General features: G+C 38.5%; 19 protein-coding genes. 9 read left to right on the forward strand and 10 right to left on the reverse strand.

The features are described from left to right. Together ND812_RS06100 and ND812_RS06105 are read right to left on the reverse strand one after the other, a co-directional pair. Positions 1–774: an SDR family NAD(P)-dependent oxidoreductase gene (locus ND812_RS06100; RefSeq protein ID WP_265374716.1), complete on the reverse strand. Its 774-nt coding sequence runs from the start codon at positions 772–774 to the stop codon at positions 1–3. Further along, a complete protein-coding gene (locus tag ND812_RS06105; protein WP_265374717.1) occupies positions 771–1,199 on the reverse strand; it encodes a GNAT family N-acetyltransferase in 429 nt (142 codons plus the stop codon). Before ND812_RS06105 ends, ND812_RS06100 begins: the two co-directional genes overlap by 4 nt. A gap of 50 nt (positions 1,200–1,249) precedes the next feature. Between ND812_RS06105 and ND812_RS06110 the strand changes: the two genes are divergently transcribed. Together ND812_RS06110 and ND812_RS06115 are read left to right on the forward strand one after the other, a co-directional pair. Beyond that, positions 1,250–2,164, forward strand: coding sequence for a tetratricopeptide repeat protein (locus ND812_RS06110; RefSeq protein ID WP_265358700.1), 915 nt, complete (start codon positions 1,250–1,252; stop codon positions 2,162–2,164). 26 nt (positions 2,165–2,190) lie between these two features. Continuing rightward, complete coding sequence (locus tag ND812_RS06115; protein WP_407658463.1) at positions 2,191–3,102, forward strand: DNA-processing protein DprA; 912 nt, start codon at positions 2,191–2,193, stop codon at positions 3,100–3,102. On the opposite strand, the gene ND812_RS06120 is transcribed toward ND812_RS06115, so the two are convergent. Further along, complete coding sequence (locus tag ND812_RS06120; RefSeq protein WP_265374719.1) at positions 3,092–4,126, reverse strand: calcium/sodium antiporter; 1,035 nt, start codon at positions 4,124–4,126, stop codon at positions 3,092–3,094. The genes ND812_RS06115 and ND812_RS06120 overlap by 11 nt on opposite strands. Here ND812_RS06120 and ND812_RS06125 point away from each other — a divergent pair. After that, positions 4,125–4,766, forward strand: coding sequence for a hypothetical protein (locus ND812_RS06125; protein WP_322113651.1), 642 nt, complete (start codon positions 4,125–4,127; stop codon positions 4,764–4,766). The two genes, ND812_RS06120 and ND812_RS06125, sit on opposite strands and share 2 nt — an antisense overlap. 135 nt (positions 4,767–4,901) lie before the next feature. Here ND812_RS06125 and ND812_RS06130 read toward each other — a convergent pair whose 3' ends face one another. From ND812_RS06130 to ND812_RS06140, 3 genes are read right to left on the reverse strand one after another with little or no spacing between them, the layout of a single operon-like run. Then, positions 4,902–7,169 carry an arginine/lysine/ornithine decarboxylase gene (locus ND812_RS06130; protein ID WP_322113679.1) on the reverse strand — a complete coding sequence of 756 codons (2,268 nt, stop codon included), beginning with the start codon at positions 7,167–7,169 and terminating at the stop codon, positions 4,902–4,904. Positions 7,170–7,217: 48 nt separating this feature from the next. Then, positions 7,218–9,536, reverse strand: coding sequence for a hypothetical protein (locus tag ND812_RS06135; protein WP_265374722.1), 2,319 nt, complete (start codon positions 9,534–9,536; stop codon positions 7,218–7,220). Beyond that, positions 9,533–10,807, reverse strand: a complete 1,275-nt coding sequence (locus tag ND812_RS06140; protein WP_265374723.1) for a valine--pyruvate transaminase — start codon at positions 10,805–10,807, stop codon at positions 9,533–9,535. The genes ND812_RS06135 and ND812_RS06140 overlap by 4 nt, the downstream gene beginning before the upstream one ends. Positions 10,808–10,940: 133 nt before the next feature. Here ND812_RS06140 and ND812_RS06145 point away from each other — a divergent pair, with 133 nt between their 5' ends. Beyond that, positions 10,941–12,035, forward strand: a complete 1,095-nt coding sequence (locus ND812_RS06145; RefSeq protein WP_265374724.1) for a DegT/DnrJ/EryC1/StrS family aminotransferase — start codon at positions 10,941–10,943, stop codon at positions 12,033–12,035. 99 nt (positions 12,036–12,134) lie between these two features. After that, positions 12,135–13,208 (forward strand): hypothetical protein, encoded by a 1,074-nt coding sequence (locus ND812_RS06150; protein WP_265374725.1) that lies wholly within the window; start codon positions 12,135–12,137, stop codon positions 13,206–13,208. Here ND812_RS06150 and ND812_RS06155 read toward each other — a convergent pair. Beyond that, positions 13,205–13,993, reverse strand: coding sequence for an NADase-type glycan-binding domain-containing protein (locus tag ND812_RS06155; protein ID WP_265374726.1), 789 nt, complete (start codon positions 13,991–13,993; stop codon positions 13,205–13,207). The genes ND812_RS06150 and ND812_RS06155 overlap by 4 nt on opposite strands. Positions 13,994–14,044: 51 nt before the next feature. Between ND812_RS06155 and cutA the strand changes: the two genes are divergently transcribed. Next, positions 14,045–14,368: a divalent-cation tolerance protein CutA gene (gene cutA / locus ND812_RS06160; RefSeq protein ID WP_265374727.1), complete on the forward strand. Its 324-nt coding sequence runs from the start codon at positions 14,045–14,047 to the stop codon at positions 14,366–14,368. On the opposite strand, the gene ND812_RS06165 is transcribed toward cutA, so the two are convergent. Continuing rightward, positions 14,338–15,075: a glutathione S-transferase N-terminal domain-containing protein gene (locus ND812_RS06165; protein ID WP_265374728.1), complete on the reverse strand. Its 738-nt coding sequence runs from the start codon at positions 15,073–15,075 to the stop codon at positions 14,338–14,340. The genes cutA and ND812_RS06165 overlap by 31 nt on opposite strands. Positions 15,076–15,175: 100 nt before the next feature. Here ND812_RS06165 and ND812_RS06170 point away from each other — a divergent pair, with 100 nt between their 5' ends. The 3 genes from ND812_RS06170 to ND812_RS06180 all read left to right on the forward strand — a co-directional run bounded on the left by ND812_RS06170 (position 15,176) and on the right by ND812_RS06180 (position 18,117). Beyond that, entirely contained in the window at positions 15,176–16,381 is a 1,206-nt protein-coding gene (locus ND812_RS06170) for a M23 family metallopeptidase (protein ID WP_265374729.1), read from the forward strand. Continuing rightward, entirely contained in the window at positions 16,309–17,580 is a 1,272-nt protein-coding gene (locus ND812_RS06175) for a M23 family metallopeptidase (protein ID WP_265374730.1), read from the forward strand. Before ND812_RS06170 ends, ND812_RS06175 begins: the two co-directional genes overlap by 73 nt. Positions 17,581–17,736: 156 nt before the next feature. Further along, positions 17,737–18,117: a DUF2237 family protein gene (locus ND812_RS06180; protein WP_322113680.1), complete on the forward strand. Its 381-nt coding sequence runs from the start codon at positions 17,737–17,739 to the stop codon at positions 18,115–18,117. Here the strand turns inward: ND812_RS06180 and ND812_RS06185 are convergent. Then, the gene (locus ND812_RS06185; protein WP_265374732.1) at positions 18,114–19,370 is read right to left on the reverse strand and encodes a phospholipase C/P1 nuclease family protein; all 1,257 of its coding nucleotides are present in this window, start codon (positions 19,368–19,370) and stop codon (positions 18,114–18,116) included. The genes ND812_RS06180 and ND812_RS06185 overlap by 4 nt on opposite strands. A gap of 6 nt (positions 19,371–19,376) precedes the next feature. After that, entirely contained in the window at positions 19,377–20,240 is an 864-nt protein-coding gene (locus ND812_RS06190) for an SH3 domain-containing protein (RefSeq protein WP_265374733.1), read from the reverse strand. Positions 20,241–20,300: the final 60 nt, after the last annotated feature.

A 20,300-nucleotide genomic window follows, 5' to 3' on the forward strand; every position in this document is an offset into this window, starting at 1 on the left:
TTATTCCTCTTCTAATTTTAAATATCTACCACTGAGTTTTCGTAAAAAACCTCGAGGGATGAGTTCTGAAACGGTGATCGCACCTTGGTTAAAACTTCCAGTGATACAAACTGCTTGGTTGTATTTGAGTGCACTTAACGACTCGTCAACGACCTCATCTGCATTTTGCCACATAAATGAAGGGTATTTGGACTTGCTGATTCCTGCACGTTGGTGGAAGTCAGAATGAGTGAGGCCTGGGCAAAGTGCTTGTACATGAATGCCGTAGTTTTTAGCTTCTTCATGAATGGATTCAGTGAAAGATTTAACAAACGCTTTTGTTGCCGCATATATAGCACTGCCAGGTGCTGGCAAATAACCAGCGATAGATGCCACATTGATTAAATAACCTTTTTTATTCTTTTTGAATCGGTTCAGTGCTGTGTGTGAAAGGTGAACAAGGGTTTTTACATTCAAACTCACCTCATCTAATTCTTTATCAAGAGGAAGGGCCGCAAATTCACCAACAGTTCCAAATCCTGCATTATTCACCAATAGTTCGGCATCTTTATCTTTTTCAATGATACTTGATAGTTCTTCCACATCTTTCTTTTTGGTAAGGTCTAAGACGAAATACTTCAACATTCCTCTCGACTTTGGTTCCAATTCGTGGATGACTTTTTTTAAGTCCGCTTCCGTCCGAGAAATTAAAAAAACATTATAATCTTTGCCGAGTGCTCTAACAAATTCTTTTCCGATACCTTGCGATGCGCCTGTAACATATGCATTTTTCATTCGATGGGATTCCTCTTCATTAGAACGGCAGTTGATCCGTCCGGGTAGTATTTTTTACGTCTCTCAAGTTCATTGAAACCAACAGACAAATAGAGTTTGATTGCTGGTTCGTTTGATTCATTCACTTCTAAGAAAAATTCCTTTTTTGGGAATTCTTTAAATAAGTGTTCTAACAATTGTTTTGCTAGGCCTAACTTTCTAAAGTTGGGTAATGTAGCGATTCGGAAAATTTCAATTTCCCAAGGTGTCTCACAAACTAACGCATAACATTGTATGTTTTGGTCACCAATACCAAATGCGGCATGGAATTCCAAATGAGTTTGGATCATCTTATGTGTCCATTCTTCACCTGCAAAACATAGTTTTTCCCAAGTAAGGATCTCTGGCAAATGGACTTCACCCAACCTTTGAAAACTAAGAGACATAATCACATTTTTTTCTTTTCATCCAAAAGAAAGAAACTAAAATCGAACCGATGGGCACAAAAAACAACTGGTTTTCAATGGTTTTCACACTCAAGTGGGGAGTTGTTTTGGGTTCGCTCCTCTTTTTGACCCATTGTGATTACTTAAAATCCCTTACCGAATCCCGCTACCGCAAACGAATCGGTGGAGAACCCACAGAAAAAGACATCGTCAATTGGAAAGAGAAATTGGCCTTGGAAGAAGCAGAAATTGAAGAAATGGACAAACGGATCCGAAAATTGGTCCAAAAGTCCAACCAATCGGCTGCACTCTCATGGAAAATTGCCCGCGCTTATATGCGTGCAGGTTCCGCAGATGTGGGTGTCCGTTATTACGAAGAAGCCGTCACAGAATCCATTCCCAATGCAAAACAAGGTGGATTTGAAATCCATTCTTACGAATCCGCTTTACCTTTTTTTGAAAAGGCCATCCAGTCGGGAAAATTAGACAAACAATTGTTATATGAAACAGCTGTTGCTTATGCAAATGCATCTAAAGATATGGGGTGGGAACCTACACGAAGGAGCCGTGCTATAAGTTTATTCAAACAATTGGCAAAATTAGACAAAGACGATACTCGCTTCCCATTTCAATTGGCACTGATCTATTTTGATTCTTCCTTGAAAGATGAAAGTTGGAATGGAAAACTAGCAAATGGTTATGATGAATTGGATTCCGCATTTTCATTGTTAGACCAAATATTGCGAAAAGAACCTTATAATGTACCCACTCGTTTTGCGAAGGCCAATTTTTTATACCAAATTGGAAAGTCTTCTCTAGCTTATGATGAATACCTTCGTATCAAATCCATTTTAGAAGAAATGAAGGGGAAAGGAAGTATCCGAGAACCTTTGGAAGAAAACTCTTCTTACCAAAATGTTTTGAAGAATTTAACTGCACTTGGGGCCCAAAACAAATCTAACTGACCTAATCCCATGTGGTACTTTCCATTTTGGGTCATCCGAAAGTTCTTTCTTTTTTACGCAAAACAAAGATTTGGCGTAATTATGATCACTTTTTACCTTTATTTCAATCTTTGCCCATGTTCTTCAAAGAAGATGATTGGAAATTTTGGTTAACGGAATGTAAGGCTTGGGAACAAAACAAAGACCCTCGTTGGAACTTGGTATCCTATTTTGATTCCAATTATCCAAAACTTCTCAAAGAAATTTATGATCCCCCACTTGTGATTGTGGGAATGGGTGACCTAACTTTATTGCAGAAAGACCTTTTTGCCATTGTGGGCACTCGTAAATCTTCACCTGTTTCCTTATCTGCAACAAAAGCACTTGTTGGTTCATTCTCTGAAAAAGAAAACATCGCCATTGTCTCAGGTATGGCCCTCGGGATTGACAGACAGGCTTTTGTCACTGCACTCGAATTTGGAATCCCAGTTGTGGGAGTTCTCGGCACCACACTTGGAATCGAATACCCACCAGGGAATCGTGACCTTTACAAACAAATTAAAAATGACCCCAAACAATTGTTAATCTCTGAATTCCTACTGCATACGGAACCTGCAAAGTGGACATTTCCTAAACGAAATCGTGTGATTTCTGGTCTTTGCCAAAAGGTTTTTATCATGGAGTCAGGTAAAAAATCGGGCACTATTTCAACGGCGATGAGTGCTATGGAACAAAACAGAGAAATATTTGTTTTTGATCACCCAAAACAATTTGATAACGAAGGAGGTAAGATGTTGTTACGGCAAGGTGCGAGTCTTTTGTATGGTGGGAGTCAATTCGTAAAAACGGAAACGGTAAAACGAAACATTTATACTTACGAAGAGTGGCAAAAACTAAAAAACACCTCCTTCCTTCAGAAAAAGGAAGAAGTGGTGTTGGATTTTCAATTTAACCTTTAAAGATAAAGCCAGCGATTGTTGCGATTACATAGATCACTAGTAAAAATACACCAAACGGACGTTTGATTTTATCTTTGGAGAATACAATTCCCAAACGGAATAAAACGAGAACAATGAGCATCGAAGGAAAATAAAAACTGAAAAAACTTACGGGAGCTTCGAGTCCATTTTTTGTGACGGCAGCTGCTGCACCTGATACAAAGAGAACGTTTAAGATATCGGCTCCAATGATATTTCCCACAGCAAGTTCAGAGTGTCCACGCCTTGAGGCTTGGATTGCAGTGACAAGTTCAGGCAAACTGGTTCCGAATGCGACAAGAGTTGCCCCAATGATGGATTCAGGAATTGATAATCGAATTGCTGTTTCTTGTACTGAAGGGATAAGCACTTTCGAGGATAAAATGACAAGAGTGATGGCAGTCACCAGTTTGATCAAAACAATCCAAAAAGGAGATTCGTCATATTCGGTTGTGTCATCGAGACCTGCTTCAACTTCTCCTGGTTTGGACCTTGACCAACGAATGCTTAAGTAAACATAAACACCGAGCAAAATTAAAAAGACAATCCCTGTTCCTTGGTCAATTCGTCCACCTGTTGTGAAAACGGAAGTCAGGTTCGACCATGGTAAGGCAGCAAACACGAGTAAAAATCCACTGAGTACTTGGATCCAACCCTGGCGGTTGACAAGGCGTTTGTCGATGTCAGGTGGTGAAATTAGAATGGCAATCCCGAGAATGAGGCCAGTATCACAGATAATCGATCCCACAGCATTTCCCAGGGCAATTCCAGGATTCCCTTCGAGGGCAGCGAGGACAGAAACAGAAACTTCTGGAAGAGTGGTCCCTAAGCTGACAATCGTTGCACCAATGATCATCTTTGGGACACCCCATCTTGTGGAGAGGGAAACGGCTTCGTCTACCAAAACATCAGCAGCTTTCCCAAGGACAAGGATAGAGCCAATGATGACAAGTATGAGGAATGGTAAGGGTAGGGTTTGAAAAGTTGCAGTCAGAAATGCATCCATGGATAAAGGTCAGAATATGGACTACTTACTTCGACTGCGACTCTTTCTTTGGCTCGGGACCCTCGGTTTTTTTTCTCCGGCCTTCGGAGAACCACGAATGCCAAAAGAACCTAGTTTACCTTCATTACCGAATGAAGAAACGAAAGAACCAAGAAATGCCCGTGGTGAAAAAGAATCGGGTGAAGCAAAGGTTTTGAACTTAACCCTTTGTGATGGACGAACGGTCCGAGGAGAATCAACTAGCGGTAGTCAGTCGATATTTTTTGAACACACAAAAGATGGGATTTTATACAAAAAGAAATTAACAATCGCAGAACTTGATTCGATTAAAATTGATTCCTGGGAACTCAAATCAAAACGAGAAGAAAAAAAAGGAACCACTTACGAAGTGTTGCCCAAAAAGATCCGCATCCGTACAAAAAACGGGGAAACATTTTATAAAGAAACGGGAGTTTCGGATTTAAAACTTTTGAACATCGAAATCAAAAACAATAATGGAGAAACGACACTCTTTACCTATTGGGTGGATTTAAAATTCCCTGATGGCAAATGGTATTCTGGTCTTCCTTCTGCAAAAGGAGACCAATCTTTTAGGGAAGATTGTTTGAAAGATGTTGTAAGAATGATTGAATGGGAATAACTATCAAAAAAATCCAATCGAATCATTTTGAAGAAATATTGTGAATCGAAGGTAAAACTATCGAAGTTTGATCTCCGTGCAGATTGTACTGCACGAGAGATTTTTTATAGATTTTGTTTCCTTGGTTTTATCGACTTAGGATTCAATCACACAGTCAACGAAGTATGTCAAAATTCCTGATTCCGATTTTTCTTCAACAAGACCATGGATGTCTGTTTCAAACCCAGGGAATTTTGTATTAAACTCACGAGCAAACTGTAAGTAACGAATGATCGTTGAGTTAAATTTTTCTCCTGGGATGAGGAGTGGGATGCCTGGTGGATACGGAGTGAGTAACACTGAAGTGATCCTTCCTTCCAATTCATCAATCGGAACTCGTTCGATGTCGCGGTGGGCCATTTTTGCAAACGCTTCTGATGGTTTCATCGCAGGGATCATCGGACTCAGATACATTTCCGTTGTTAGGTGAGAGATGTTATTGGCTCTGTATACTTCGTGCATGGATTGGCATAAGTCACGTAACCCAATTCGATCGTATTTTGGATGTGCTGCCGTAAATTTTGGCATCACTCTCCACAATGGTTGATTGGAATCATAATCATCTTTGAACTGTTGTAATTCGGTGACCATTGTATTCCAACGGCCTTTTGTGATACCGATGGTAAACATGATGAAAAAACTATAAAGCCCTGTTTTTTCTACGATGATCCCGTGTTCGGCGAGGTATTTGGTGAGAATAAGAGCAGGGATTCCCCAATCAGCAAATTCACCTTCTACACTCATACCTGGTGTGATGACAGTTGCTTTGATCGGATCGAGCATATTAAATCCTTCTGCAATGTCACCAAACCCATGCCAACGGTCATTTGCCTTGAGGATCCATTCGTCTCGTTCGCCAGCACCTTCATCGGCGAGGGCCTCTGGACCCCAAACACTGAACCACCAATCTTCTTCTAGTTCCAAATCCACTTTGCGCATCGCTCGTCTGAAGTCTAACGCCTCTTCAATGGATTCTTCCACAAGTGCATTTCCGCCGGGAGATTCCATCATCGCTGCGGCAACGTCGCAGGAAGCAATGATGGCATACTGTGGACTTGTACTTGTATGCATCAAAAATGCTTCGTTGAATAAATTTCGGTCTAAGGTTTCCTTTTCACTGTTTTGGACAAGGATCTGGCTTGCTTGTGAGAGTCCCGCGAGCAATTTATGAGTGGACTGTGTTGCAAAGATCATACTTTCTTTCGGACGTGGTCTGTCAGATCCTATGGCATGCATCCCTGTATAAAAACGATGGAACGCAGCATGCGGTAACCATGCTTCATCAAAATGAAGGGTGGAAATTTTACCATCTAACTCGGATTTGATGTCTTCTACGTTATACAAAATGCCATCATAAGTACTTTGTGTGATGGTTAAAATTCTTGGATTCCCTTTTACATGTTTTGCAAACGGGTGTTCGGCGATTTTCTTTTTGATGTTTTCCCAAGTGAATTCGGATTTGGGAATAGGGCCAATGATACCAAAATGGTTTCGAGTTGGCATTAAGAAAACTGGGATGGCACCTGTCATGGTGATCGCATGTAAAATACTTTTGTGGCAGTTACGGTCAACAATCACAACGTCACCAGGAGCAACGGTACTATGCCAAACAATTTTATTGGAAGTGGATGTTCCGTTTGTTACAAAATACAAACTATCACATTGGAAAATCCGTGCAGCATTTCGTTCACTGGCAGAAATGGGACCCGTGTGATCCAAAAGTTGTCCGAGTTCATCTACCGCATTACATACGTCAGCTCGTAACATGTTCTCACCAAAAAACTGATGGAACATTTGACCCACTGGGCTTTTTAAAAAGGCAACACCACCTGAGTGACCAGGGCAGTGCCAACTATAACTTCCATCATGTGCATATTGAGTGAGTGCTCGGAAAAACGGAGGAGGTAAACTATCTAAATACGATTTTACTTCTCTGTGGATGGCCCTAGCCATAAACTCTGGTGTGTCTTCAAACATATGAATGAAACCATGGAGTTCTTTTAAAATGCTATTAGGAATGTGGCGACTTGTTCTTGTTTCTCCGTACAAAAAGAGAGGGATGTCTGCGTTTCTATGACGCACTTGGGTCACAAAGTCTTTGAGTTGGCGAAGAGCATCTGGCACTTCACCTTCTGTCTCCGGAGTGAACTCTTCATCATCAATGGAGAGGATAAATCCACAAGCCCGGCTTTGTTGTTGTACAAAACTCGTGAGATCTCCATAACTGGTCACACCCAAAACTTCGATTCCTTCGCCTTCTAAGGCCTTTGCAATAGCTCGAATGCCAAGACCACTGGCATTTTCGGAACGAAAATCTTCATCAATGATGATGATAGGAAATTGTACGATACCGTTTTGATACATCAACTCCATAGGAGGTATGTCCCACAGAGAATCAAATGATTTTAGTTTCTAAACTCGTTTTTTCGGAAGGTATTTGTAATACTCCATCTCAACTGTATTGATGAGATAGGTGTAGTATTTGACTAATTTTTTATCGAACTTCTTTTTGTTCATCTCTTCGCGGTAAAAATCTGCCAATTGGGTTCGGAAAAGCGCAGATTTCATATCATTTCGATTGATGAGAATTGTGTTCGGAAGGTCACGCACGGCTACATCATCGGGTATGACGATTGTTGACACAGATTGTAAAACCGCATATTCAACGGTGGAAGCAACTTTATCCTCATCTTTTTCTTTGGCGAGAGTCATGTTGTTCCGTTTGATATTGTCCAAATTTTCGTAGATACGGGATCGTAAGGATTTTGGATCTAACACTTTGTCTGTGATTTTATTAAAACGTTTTGGAAAAACAAAATTGTCAGCAGCTTTGTAAATGTGAGAAAGTTTTTCTTCTTTTTTGCTAGTCTCTTGTTCTTCTTCATAACTAGGAGAGGAACTGGAAGAATAACTTGGTTTTCCCCAGTCACCCACCCCAGAAAATTTCCCTGAATTTTTAATGTCTTCTCGGATTTCTTCTGTTGTTTTTTCTCTAAAATAAATCGCTGCTAAAAATCCAAGAACCACAGAAAAAGGGACACCAAAAAAGATTGGCATCGCGGAACGTAAGTAATACGCTCCTGTAATAAAAATCATCGTACTCACAACGAAGGTTAAAATCCCTGGAATGACATTAAAACGTGAGCGGATTTCATTGGACCTTTCTTTTTCCAATTCCTCCACTTCCATATTTTTGACATCTGCATTGAGTTTTGCAATTAACTCGGGTTTGAGTTTGCTATTGAGTCCTGGGTGTTTGGGATTGGAAAGTTTATGATTGATAATTTTAGCGTAACCCAATTGTTTTTTGTATTCTGGGTTAGTTCTCCCTTCAAACGCAAGTTTGTGGATGACAGCTGCCATATAACCATGGTCAACAACATAATAGACAACTCGACCGTCCGGAGTTTTTTCTTCGTAGTAAGAATGTTCGGAAAATACATCGTCCTTTAATCGTTTGATGTATTCTGACACCTTAGCGGGATCTGTGATCCCAGCATTGGCAACTTCTTCTTCAAAGTTGATACGTAGTAGTGTATTATGATTTTTTGTATGTTCCGGAATTTTGCTGATGACTGCATTTTTGACAGTACCGTATATACTATCATCTTTTCTGGTTAAAACAGATCCTTTTTCTTCAGCGAGTCGTTTTAATATTTTAATGCTGAGATCGATGGTTTCTTTGATGGAAAGTGCTCTGTTGTTTTTTTCTGCAGGGACAGGAAAGTTTTCGATGATGGATAAAAACTTTTTTACTTCTTCTTCTGGGTTCATCTTTGCTTCTAAAGAAGAAAACTTTGGAACAGAAGTGTATTCATTAAATTGTGATAAGAACGATTCGTATTTTGCATCCTTTGCAAGTTTTGTGAGTTGTTCCTTTGCAAAATGTTCCAATCCATTTAAATGTGCGAGGATTTGGTTTACCACTTCTGGTAATCGTTTGAAACTTCCATCTGGTAAAATATTCAGTTCATCAATGACAATATGATAATCCGTTAAGATTGGAAGTGCCAAATTTTGTTCTCTCGCAAAGAGGGTGAAGTCTTGTAAAAAATCTGGCATCGGGATATAAGGTAAGTTCCCAAAACCTTTACGAACAAGGGAAGAAATTTCTGCTTCCAGAGAACCTAACTTTGGATAAAGCCAAGTATTCCCATCTTTGTTTTTTTGTAAAAGAAGAGAACCCGGATTGTCTTCGTCCCAGTTCCTTCCTTTTTTGGCTCTGTTTTCCAAAAGAACTTTAATGAGTTCTTGTGAGAATCGAAAACAAGCTTGCCTGTATGGTTGGGTGTCCGTCTTATTCTCGTTTTGTGGTGCAATGAGGGCAATTTTCGAAGAGATTTTACTTCCCGTACGAATCAGATATGGGTATGCATAAGCGGCCCTGTTTTGGCCACGGTGGTCTATGTCTAAAATTTGGCGGAGAGCATGGTGGATGGAATTTTCCGATCTTCCTTGTGCACCTAGGTTTGTGTACTTCCCAAGGGCCTCTGGAAGTTTGTCCACTGTCATGAGGTAAGATGCGTGTTTTTCTTTACTCCCATGTTTTTCGACACGTTTGTGCCAGTCTTTCAATTCATCTAAGATACAACGTGCTGTGGGAGTTAGGCTACCAACAGAATCAGACAAAAATATATAAGATTGAGCAGATGGTCTCTCAGAAGTAGTCTCCTCTTTAGATGAGGGATTCTCTAAGACTGTGTCTGATAAATCGATACTATCTTCACTCATTTGGAATTCGCCTGGTGAGAGGCCACAATTTCTGCAAGGATTTGGGCTCCCCTGGCTAATTCTTCTTCCTTACGGCAATATGTCAAACGTATGCATTCTTTCGAATGCGAAAAATCAGTGTTTAATCCTGGAAAGAAATAATGTCCTGAAACAATGAAGAGCCGTTTATCTTTACAAAGGTGATACAATTCATGATTGGATATGGAGAGTGATGGAAATCGAATCCAGAGGAAAAAACCACCCATTGGATCATGGATTTCATACTCAACTCCCATCTTCTCAAATGCCTCTGTGAACAAGTGGAGTGCGAGTTTAGCTTTTGCTTCATAAAACGGACGTAATATGTTTTCTGATAACTTAGGTAATACATTTTCTTGGAAAAGGATTTGCATCATATACACTCCCAAATTTCCAACCGCAAGGTTTGACACAGCAGCAAAAGAGGAGAGGGTATCAATTGTTTCTTCATCCGAAACGACGATTCCAAACCTGACTCCAGGTAATCCGATTTTGGAAAAACTTAGGGATAAAGTTCGTCCTTCTTTGTATTGGATAGGTGATTCCTTCCCAATTAAATTTGGAAATGGATTTCCGTAGGCAAGGTCGATGAGAATGGGAATGTTTTGTTTTGTGGTACTTTTTTCCATCCACTCCAATTGTTCCAGTGAAAGAACATTCCCAGTTGGATTGGTTGGCCTGGAAATTGCCAAAACACCTACATCCGTTAGATCGAAAGTGGATTGGTTTAACTCATATCGGAAACGGTTTTCCCCAGTCGAAACTACATTCGGTGGATTTGCTAAAAATACATTCTCCGCAATGGATTGGTCCGCATAACCAATGTATTCTGGAACAACTGGCAAAAGTATTTTTTTAAAACTCCCATCTGCCATAAGTCCTGAATGGAGGTTCAGAAGAAAGGAGTAGGCATTTTGGCTTCCATTAAAAAATGCAATGTTCTCTTTTCTGAATTTTGATTGGAGGAGGGTAGACAAATAGTCAGCAGCCAATTCACGAAAGGAGTCATTTCCAATCGGTGCTTGGTAATCTCCCAGTAGAGAGCGAAGGATGGGGTCTTTTGCCAATTTGCCAAACGTTTCTTCAAAAATCGCCTCAGCTTCTGGGATATGAGCGGGGTTACCCCCACCCAGGAGGATTTCATTTGGGTGGCCAGTGGCCTTGCCTAAGTCTTCCATTAGAGATCGAATCCCTTGGTTCTTTCGGAGTCGATCGGCCCACAAAGAGTAATTTTGGTCCATGGTTTCGGTCATATTTTGGGAACTTTCTCTACTCAGAACCAATTTTCCTTGGATTTTCTAAAATTATGTTCGCATTTCGAAAAATGAAGTGACATAATTCGTAAATCGAGTATTTAAGTGACATAATAAAGAGGAGTGCTGTTGGATGAGCACCGAAACAATACAAAGACCGATTCGAAAAGAAAAAAACATCGAATTCTTCAAACCGACCCTTTCAAGAGAAGATTTAAAGGGTGTTTTAGAATGTCTCGTGGAAGAACATCTTTCTACAGGTGAAATTGTAGAACGTTTTGAAAAAACATTTTGCCATACATTCAAAATTAAATATGCCATTTCCTCTAATTCCTTAACTTCCGCTTATCACCTCGCTTTACTTGGGTTAGGTGTGAAAGCTGGTGATTCTGTTTTGTTATCTAGTTATGCACCTATTTCTGCTTTGGATGCACTTTTTTTAATCCAAGCAAAACCGGTGATAGTGGATTTAAAACGTAATTCCTTCCACCCATGCCCTGAAGAATTTTTACGTAAAAAAAATGAATCAGGTGCAAAGTTTGCTTTGTTTGATCATAGTTTTGGTTCCCTCATCCGAATCACTGATTATTCCATCGAAGGATTGGAAGTGATAGAAGACTTCACCGAAGCGATTGGTGCAACTTCCGAAACCATCACTGTTGGAAAACAAACCAAAATCGCCATCTGCGGACTCAGTGCTGAAAACATCATCACCACAGGTAATGGTGCGATGATCATCACGGCAGAAAGTAACCTAGCAAGTGCTGTGAAATCCTACAAGTCTGGTACTTCCGCCAAACGTAACTTTGGTGAACCAAAATATGATTATAATTTGGTGGATTACCAAGCTGCTCTTGGAATCGAACAATTGTCAAAACTTGGTGTGATTTTAGAACGTAAGAAAAAAATTGCTTCCGCGTACTTGCAAGCTGTTCAAAACTCAAGACTCGAAACTTTTTTCCAAAATCCAAACGAAGATACATTCCAAAGGTTTCCAATTGTTGTCTCTGGACAAAATTATGAAGAAATCCAAAGATACTTTAAATCGATTCATATTGGAACTCAAAGGACAGTGGAAGAACCACTTCACCGTGTATTGGAAGAAAACCACTTAGAATACCCAAATGCTGAAAGGTTATTCCAAAGAGGGCATTGTATCCCGATTTATCCTAACCTAACAAAAGATAATGTGCAAAGGATTGCAACCGCCATCCGACGTATCTATTGATTGGTGCCAAAGTTATATTACTTAGACTCATTATTTGAGTATAAACTCCATTCACCTCCACTCAATTTAGATTCCTCGCTTAAGAGGAGGAATCGTTGTTTGGAGAAACTATTTTTCCCCATCACAAATGAAGAGGACTATGTCCTTGTTGAAGAACTTCCTTCTGATGAATTGTATTCACATTGGAAAGAAAAAGGATTCACTCCAGGTGTTCCAACGCAAGTTGGGTCTTTGTTACAAGAAGTAACACTTGTCGAATGGGGTAGGCGTCATGTCTGGGAAGATGGTGAACTTGTAGTTGATCCGATTCAATTGGAAATGGTTAGGTATCTAAATTCTAAGGTCACCCAACTTGACTTTCGCAAAAACCACTCCCCACTTCCTGCCAAATTGATTTCATCCGAAGAACATCTGTTTGCCGATTTGGAAGAGACAAAATTGCCTGTAGTTTTAAAAAGTGAATTTGGACTTGCAGGTCGCAATCATATCATATTTAAAACACCTTCTGATTCATGGAAACTCTCTCAAGTCAATAAACGATTGTTTGGTTATCCGATCGTATGTGAAGAATGGGTGGGAGATTCTCGATTTTTTGATTTTTCCACACTTTGGGATGTCAAAGAGAGCGAGTTCTTTTATCTCACAGCCACAAACATGTGGATAGATCCTGATGGTGGTTTTAGAGGGATTCGTATTGGTGGCAATTCTAGTGGATATGAAGCCTTGTTCCTTCCGAAAGTATATGATCTAATCAAAGACTTGAAGAATCTCATCCCTAGTGAATATACAGGGCCTTGTGCAATTGATGGTTTTTTGTATACAGATGAGGTATTTACTGTAGTGCAACCTGTTTCAGAATTTAATTTTCGTTATTCGATAGGGCGCATTTTATGGGAAGTTCGCAAAAAAAGAAATGTGAAATTGGAAACGATTAGTGGATTACTAGTGTTACCGTATCCGAAACAAGGAAAACTTAAGGAATGGGACCTACTAAGGAAATTAGAAACGGATCTAAATTGTGATTTGGTTCTACTCACACCTGTTCGGGATTTAGCTGGAAAAGCCTACCAAAATGCAGTATTGTATTTTGAAACCACAGTAGAAAAAGAATCCACTGTGGTTGAATCCATTTGGTCTACATGGACCGAAGGAAGTTTTAGCGATTCTGTTTAAACTTCATCTCTGTTGAGAACAAATTCATGTTTACCATTGATTTCAAGTACTGGGTCAGTGGCATTCCCTCTACGTTTGATTTCCAAAATATCAGTATTGGTTAGAGGTAAAGTTGCTTCTAAGCTAACAATGACTTTGTCCCCTTTTTCTGTCCAAGTACATAACATTTTTGCCGTTTCATATCCCATTTCACAAGTTCCATCATTATGAAGTTGGATCCTTGCAATGTTTGATTTCGTTTTCCATTTTCCAATCGCCCATGTATTCTTAGGTGGCACTAATGCTGATCCAGCTTGTTCTGAATCAAACATCACTTCTGCAATGGCTGTGTTTTCTGCGTTGGTTCCTTTGTATACTTCTTGGATCGTTAAGGAAATTTCTTTGGCTCGAATCTCGCTTTTGAATTCTACTACTTGTCTTGAGAGTGAATCTTTTAGGGTGACCACTTCTTCAATTCCACTTTCCGTCGTAACTTTTAATTTTTTGATTCGGTTGTTGGCAGCCCATAGTTTCGGATCACCAAAACCATTATAAATGGAAAGTGATCTGAAATTGATTGGAGTTTTGTATTTGAATTGGAGGGATTCACCTAATCCCTCTCCTTCTGCTCCTTCTACCCAACTGGTTTTTAGTTTTCCATCCATGGCAAAGACAGGGATATATTTTTTGGTTTTGGGTTGGAGTTGGCTTGTGGATGTGATAACAGGTGGATTTAATGATTCGGAAAATAGTGGGAGAGAAATGCTCAGGATGAGTAATGTGGATTTGAAATTACGAAGATTCATAAAGCAAAATCATAAGCAGTGGATAGAATGGGCAAGTAGGAAATATTATTTATGGAAATTGAAATTGAATATGTAACAGTTTATACCACTTTTCCCTCAATAGTGGAAGCAAAAGAGACGGCAAAGATTCTTGTAACAGAAAAACTAGCAGCATGCGCAAATCTCATTGATCAAATGGAATCGATTTATGTCTGGAATGAACAACTAGAGGAATCAACCGAAGTAGTTTGTTTATTGAAAACTACTATGGAAAAATCAGAACCACTCATGCAGAGGATAAGAGAATTACATTCTTATGAAACACCCTGCATTGTTGGTTGGCCGATTCTAAAAGGGTATCCAAATTATTTGGACTGGATCCGAAAGTCTTTGTAAAATTCCTTAATCTTATCAAACAAAAATTCGTATCCAAGGTCTTTTTTCCACTGAATGTATGAATCTGGCATTGTGACTGAAGTAAACCATGGGTAAGCAGGGGACTCTTTTGGTTCCACAAGCATTCCCATCAAACTAGCAATTGTTAAGTCAACTCTGCCGAAAGATTTTCCATTGAAGTACTTTTTTGTTTTATAAATTTCAATCAGTTCTTTTGCACATTCATCTAGGGCCTGTTTTACGACATCAATGTTTTTGGGAGTAATTTTATACCTGCGTTTTAGTGATAATGCTATCAATTCAAAATGTTCCGGTGGTGGGACAGTATCAGAAAGTTGTGCTGGTTTGAGTAAAAAAAGTTTTCCTACAATTTCTGGAAAATCTAGGATAAAATGGTATAAGAGTGTCTGAAGGCTTTTCCCAATTTTTGAATCAATCGTTTCTTCCATCTGTTTTTCTTCTTCAGAAGATTTGGAACCAAAGGCTTTTTCTTCTACAAGATCCAAAATAAGCCCGGATCCTTGGACAATTCCAGAATCAGTTTCCAAAACGGGAACATACAAATCACTCACAAGTGGTTTTAGGGTTTGGATGTGTTGGCCAGGAATTAATGGGTTTAACAAATAAGGATAGTTTGCTAAGTCTAGACCCCATCTTGCTTTTTCGGAGAAGTGAGAGATCGGAAACGTATAAAGCTTTGCACTCATCTGTCGACTTTCATAATAAATAATTCTTTATGCAACTATGTTTTTATCTCGGAAAATAGATTGTCGAAACTGTTCTTTTCTATAATCTGATTCCATCATTATGAGATTCGGTTTATTTTCAATAGTGGTTTTGTTACCTTTAGGATTGTTAATTGCCAATGAACCACTTTCCTATTGTTCTATGAATCGTGTATGCGTAGACTTTGAGCCGAATCGAAATGGTGTTGATGTTTTTTTTCAAAATAAGATTGCAACGAACGTTACGGAAACATCAATTTCTGTGAATGCACTATACAAAAATATGAAAAGTTCGGTTCCTTTGCCACTTGTCACAATTTTGAAAGGGAAAAAGAGGATTAAATTATTCCATTTAAAGACCATTAACCGGCGAAAGAAGATTTCCTATAAAATACATTATAAGTGGATTTTGGGTAATTACCATGTATCGCATAACTCAGGATATGTTTACGAGCTTCCCTTTGACTCGAAACTAAAGGTTCGAGTTTTCCAAGCCTATCATGGGAAAAAAAGCCATTCGGGAGATAATCGGTATTCTATTGATTTTGGACTGAAAGAAGATGATATGATTATGGCTGCAAGACCAGGAATCGTAATTGATACCGAAGAAAAAAATAATGAAGGTGGATTTGATCCAAAATATAAACAATCCGCCAATTTTGTTAAGATTCTTCATGATGACGGAACCATTGCAGAATATGCCCATTTGCGATATATGGGTGTGGTTGTCAAACGAGGACAACATGTGGAAATAGGAACATTCCTTGGTTATGCGGGGAGTACAGGATACAGTGAGGGACCACACCTTCATTTTGAAGTATACCAACCAACTAACACTTTGAGAAAAAAGACAATTCCAACAAAATTTAAAACCCAGATATCGGATGGAGAAATCCTTTCGGAGGGATCTCTTGTTTGGCGACGGGAATCTGGGATCCCACTTGAAAAGAAGTTAGTTGACCCAGAAGGGATTTATTTATGTGAAAATTCAGAGGTAAACGAAGTTAGTCTTTGTAACCAAAACATATTTTCGAAACTAAAACCAATATTCATAACTCTCCCAATTTTAAGACCTGATCTTTATACTTTTCAATTGTATTTGCGTAAAAAAGATAGTAACATACTTTACGAATATACTTGGGATTCTAAAAAAGAAGATTGGTGGACTTCCTTTATGATTCCCATCCAAGAGTTTCAGGAACCTTTAGATGGTGAATGGAACCTCACTGTATCGGTGAACCATATTACCCAAAAGAAAATGGAATTCCAAATAACGAGTTTAAAGTGAAAAAATTAATATTATTGATCTGTTTGATTACATTACCGATTGTTTCTGCGCCTGAAATGATTGGAGAAGAATCTTGTATCGTTGAGAGCACATGTACAATCCTTGTTCCAACTGAAAATGGCTATGAACTGTATTTAAAAAATAAAGATCCGAACCTCGCAGCAATAAAGTCAGTAACAATCAATATTTCACTCAAAAATATGAGTTCGGAACAAGTGTTCCCCAAATTTTTTGTCCTTCGAGGTGCAGATCCAGTTTTTGTAACAAACTTAAAGATTGAAGATGTTACAAAATCTTTCTTTTATTCCTATTCTATCACAGTCAATATGGGAGATTGGGATGCCAAACATGATGATACGTATTCTTATTCTTTGCCATTCCCAAGTGGAATTCGTGCAAGAATCGGACAAGGATACAATGGAGGATTCACTCATTCAGGTAATTTAAAGTATTCATTAGATTTTTCTTTGCCGATTGGCACTCCAATTCATGCAGCAAGAAAAGGAATCGTTGTTTCTCTTGTAAAAAAATATTCAGAAGGGGGAGTTAGGAAAGATTTATTGTCAAAAGCAAATTATGTAATGATCCAACATGAAGACGGCACTATTGGTAACTATGCTCATTTAAAGAAAGACGGAGTGATTGTAAATGTTGGAGACCAAGTGGAAGAAGGACAATTGATTGGATATTCGGGTAATACTGGTTATTCGCAAGGTCCACATTTGCACTTTGAAGTTCATAAACCAACAAAAGATTCTCAAATTATAACACTCCCCACATCGTTTCGCACCCAATATAACGATCACGAAACATTGTCTCCGTTTTATCTATATTGGAAACCTATACAAGGAATTGACCCACCAAACACGGACCTATTGGAAGAAGATATCTTATTATGTAAGTCCAATGGAAAAGAATTGTTAACTCAATGTAATGATACAAATTTTCGGTTGGGTGATCGATATGCGTTACAATTGGAATTTTTAAAACCTACAAAAAATCAAATCGAACTTTTACTGACAACGGATGGTGATAAAGTCGAGCCATATTATATGAAGTGGTTCTCACAAAATGAAGGAGCGGTTGAATTTCGTTATTTCGAAATCCCAAAACACCCAAATTTTGTAGGTAAATGGAGGATGGTTGTGAAAGTAAATGGTGTCGAAAAAAAAGTTTTTTTCTTCCAAGTTAGTGCGTAATCGTTTGACAAGTAAATATATGTATAGTAGTATGGCTATGGGCTTTCCAAGACCTTTTGGTCGTACTGTGGGGGTGCAAACCCCCTTCTTTTTTCAGATCTAGGGTAGAGAAACAACTTTCCTCACTCGTCTCCTATAGATTCCTATACATTTGGTATCAATATGGATGAATCTCTCAATGTACTCGGCGGACCTCTTTTACCTTGTTCTATAGATCCTTTGACTGGATTTTTTAGGGATGGTTGTTGTAATACTTCAGATGAGGATTTTGGTTCTCATACCGTTTGTGTATTGGCAACTGAGGATTTTTTGCTTTCTCAAAAAGAATCTGGAAATGATCTCATCACTCCCTGGCCTGAATATGCATTCCCTGGTGTGAAACCAGGGGAACGGTGGTGTTTATGTGCCTCAAGGTGGCTCGAGGCATATCGAAACGGAGTAGCTCCTAAGGTTTTTTTAGAGTCAACCCACAAACGAGCGTTAGAAATCATTCCTTTGGAACTTCTGGAAAGATTTGCTGTGGAACCTATCGATTAACGTTTCACATTGAGTGAATCCAAATAGGCTCTCGTATGTTTGGATGTATTTCTTAAAAGACTTGCTAAGATCGTATGAATGGGATGATTTTCATCATATAAAGTTTCATACTTTGGTATGTTTAGGTTTTCCAATTGTTCGTCGGTTGGTTCACCTGCATCATAAGCTTCTTTACAAACATTCACACGGAGATCATCCAAACTTTTCCATTCTGTTAAATCATTTGGACCAAAATTCATAATCGAAGTTACAACTGGATGTTTCCAGTTTTTGGAAGAGATTACATTTTTAATGAGATAGTATTGGTATTCTTCAATCAAAGTGTGTCGGCCAGATACAAATTGAATCATATTGTCTTTGGGCATTTGGTAACCAACAATTGAAACCAATTGAACTCCAATTTGTTTGGAAGCGCTCACTCTTGGCAATACAGATGAGTGATACGGTTGAGTTAGGTCTTGTATGTAATGTAATGCCCAACCTGCAAATCGATAACCCCAATAGGGATGTCCTTTTCTAAAAGCTAATTTTGATAATTCTGTAAATTGATGGATTCTCAGTTCTGGGTATGTACGTTTTAAAAATCCAGCTAGGGTAAAAATGATTTTTGGTTCATAAAAGAAACCCATGTGAAATGGTGCTTGGGATGAAAACTCAATTGCAGGATTTCCGAAAGGTTGGTAACCAAAACCATATAACTTACCCACATCACTTTCATTATCTTCGAAAAGGTATAAGTCCAAATCATAATCAGGTTCATCTGTTGCAGAAACAATGACTTCATCGGCACCAATCATCTGTCCTTCTTTGAGTGAAAGAAATGTTTCGTTTACGAGTTTTCCCTTTTCATTCAATGTTGTGAGTTCGTCCAGTGGTAGGTTTTTTCCGTTTTTTCTTGGAACCGATTGGATGTACAATGCTGCTTTATGTTTGGGATTCACACGTAGTGCATGGTAAAATTTGGTAATAATATCCACTTCGTTTTTGTTAGGCGAAAACTTCAATTCATCCTTTGTTTTGGATAAATGAGGTAAACGATTGATTGCCCAATCTTCTGAAAGAGATAATGTTTCCTGGATTGAATCTTTTTCTTTTGTTAAAAATGATTTTAATGATTCCACTTTGACATTGGGAGTGTTTTGATTTTTCCAATGGTCTTTTAATATAAGATAGGTAATACCTGCGTGATTATTCCAAGCAAAACAGGGTATGGAAAATAATATAAGAATACTGTAGATGATTTGTTTTTTCATTGGTGTTTATTTTTCCTTTTTCTGAAACTGAGATCCATTCCATAAATATTCAGATTGGTAAAAATCATGTTGGTTTGTCTCATCTATATCGAAACTATGCATAAGTTCAATGATTGTGTTCTCTTTTCCCTTTAGGGTGTTTCGATTCATTTTTTTATCTTCTGGTAAGATTTCTTTTGGGAAAACTAACCATGTTTCCGCACATGCTGGTGGATCACAAGAACCAGGATTCCACGAAAACTGCGGAGTAATTTTCAATTCTCGGTTCAAAGTGAATACTTGTTCATTTGAATAACCATACTCAATTTCTGAAAAGATTAAAAATTTGATAGCAAATATTGCATTCGGACTTGGTGAAAAAAGACTTGGATTGTATATCGTATGGTCCCATGATTCATTACTCAATGGTCCAACTTCAAAACTTCCTTGGCTTAGAATTTTCGATCCTTGGAGGATCTTTAATTCCAATTTTTTAGTTTTTGTTCCAAGATTTTTACAAAGGACAATCGTGTCGTTCAGGGGAAATGAATAATCTGAGATGAGGCCTCCCCAAAGATAACCAATCTCCTCACCAACTTGCACTTTATACCAATATTCTTTCAAGGAATTCTGTTCTAATATTTGGTTCGTTTTTGTCAGAATCTTAATCACTGTTCCTAGAGGCAGTTTTCGGATTACTTTACCATTGAGATGATCCGCTTCTCTTAAGTTTACATTGTCACCAAATATGTAATAGGTGGATTTGATGTTTTTTTCAGCGATATAATCATCCCAATGATTTTGTGAGAGTATTGGTGAAATGAGGCTCGTTAAAAGAAGAGATAAGAAGAATACAATACCTGACATAGTGTAAAAAATAGGGAAGTGCATAACTAGAGTCGATCTCTTTTCCTAACATAGGGTATTTTTCTGAATCAAAGAAGTCGATAT

Origin of the sequence: Leptospira limi, from assembly GCF_026151395.1 — a bacterium.
Lineage (GTDB): Bacteria > Spirochaetota > Leptospiria > Leptospirales > Leptospiraceae > Leptospira_A > Leptospira_A limi.

Coding starts and splice junctions, on each gene's coding strand:
- ND812_RS06100 (WP_265374716.1), bottom strand. CDS start 774: ATGAAAAATGCATATGTTACAGGCGCATCGCAAGGTATCGGAAAAGAA.
- ND812_RS06105 (WP_265374717.1), bottom strand. CDS start 1,199: ATGTCTCTTAGTTTTCAAAGGTTGGGTGAAGTCCATTTGCCAGAGATC.
- ND812_RS06110 (WP_265358700.1), top strand. CDS start 1,250: ATGGGCACAAAAAACAACTGGTTTTCAATGGTTTTCACACTCAAGTGG.
- ND812_RS06125 (WP_322113651.1), top strand. CDS start 4,125: ATGGATAAAGGTCAGAATATGGACTACTTACTTCGACTGCGACTCTTT.
- ND812_RS06120 (WP_265374719.1), bottom strand. CDS start 4,126: ATGGATGCATTTCTGACTGCAACTTTTCAAACCCTACCCTTACCATTC.
- ND812_RS06130 (WP_322113679.1), bottom strand. CDS start 7,169: ATGTATCAAAACGGTATCGTACAATTTCCTATCATCATCATTGATGAA.
- ND812_RS06135 (WP_265374722.1), bottom strand. CDS start 9,536: ATGAGTGAAGATAGTATCGATTTATCAGACACAGTCTTAGAGAATCCC.
- ND812_RS06140 (WP_265374723.1), bottom strand. CDS start 10,807: ATGACCGAAACCATGGACCAAAATTACTCTTTGTGGGCCGATCGACTC.
- ND812_RS06145 (WP_265374724.1), top strand. CDS start 10,941: ATGAGCACCGAAACAATACAAAGACCGATTCGAAAAGAAAAAAACATC.
- ND812_RS06155 (WP_265374726.1), bottom strand. CDS start 13,993: ATGAATCTTCGTAATTTCAAATCCACATTACTCATCCTGAGCATTTCT.
- cutA (WP_265374727.1), top strand. CDS start 14,045: ATGGAAATTGAAATTGAATATGTAACAGTTTATACCACTTTTCCCTCA.
- ND812_RS06165 (WP_265374728.1), bottom strand. CDS start 15,075: ATGAGTGCAAAGCTTTATACGTTTCCGATCTCTCACTTCTCCGAAAAA.
- ND812_RS06170 (WP_265374729.1), top strand. CDS start 15,176: ATGAGATTCGGTTTATTTTCAATAGTGGTTTTGTTACCTTTAGGATTG.
- ND812_RS06175 (WP_265374730.1), top strand. CDS start 16,309: ATGGAACCTCACTGTATCGGTGAACCATATTACCCAAAAGAAAATGGA.
- ND812_RS06185 (WP_265374732.1), bottom strand. CDS start 19,370: ATGAAAAAACAAATCATCTACAGTATTCTTATATTATTTTCCATACCC.
- ND812_RS06190 (WP_265374733.1), bottom strand. CDS start 20,240: ATGCACTTCCCTATTTTTTACACTATGTCAGGTATTGTATTCTTCTTA.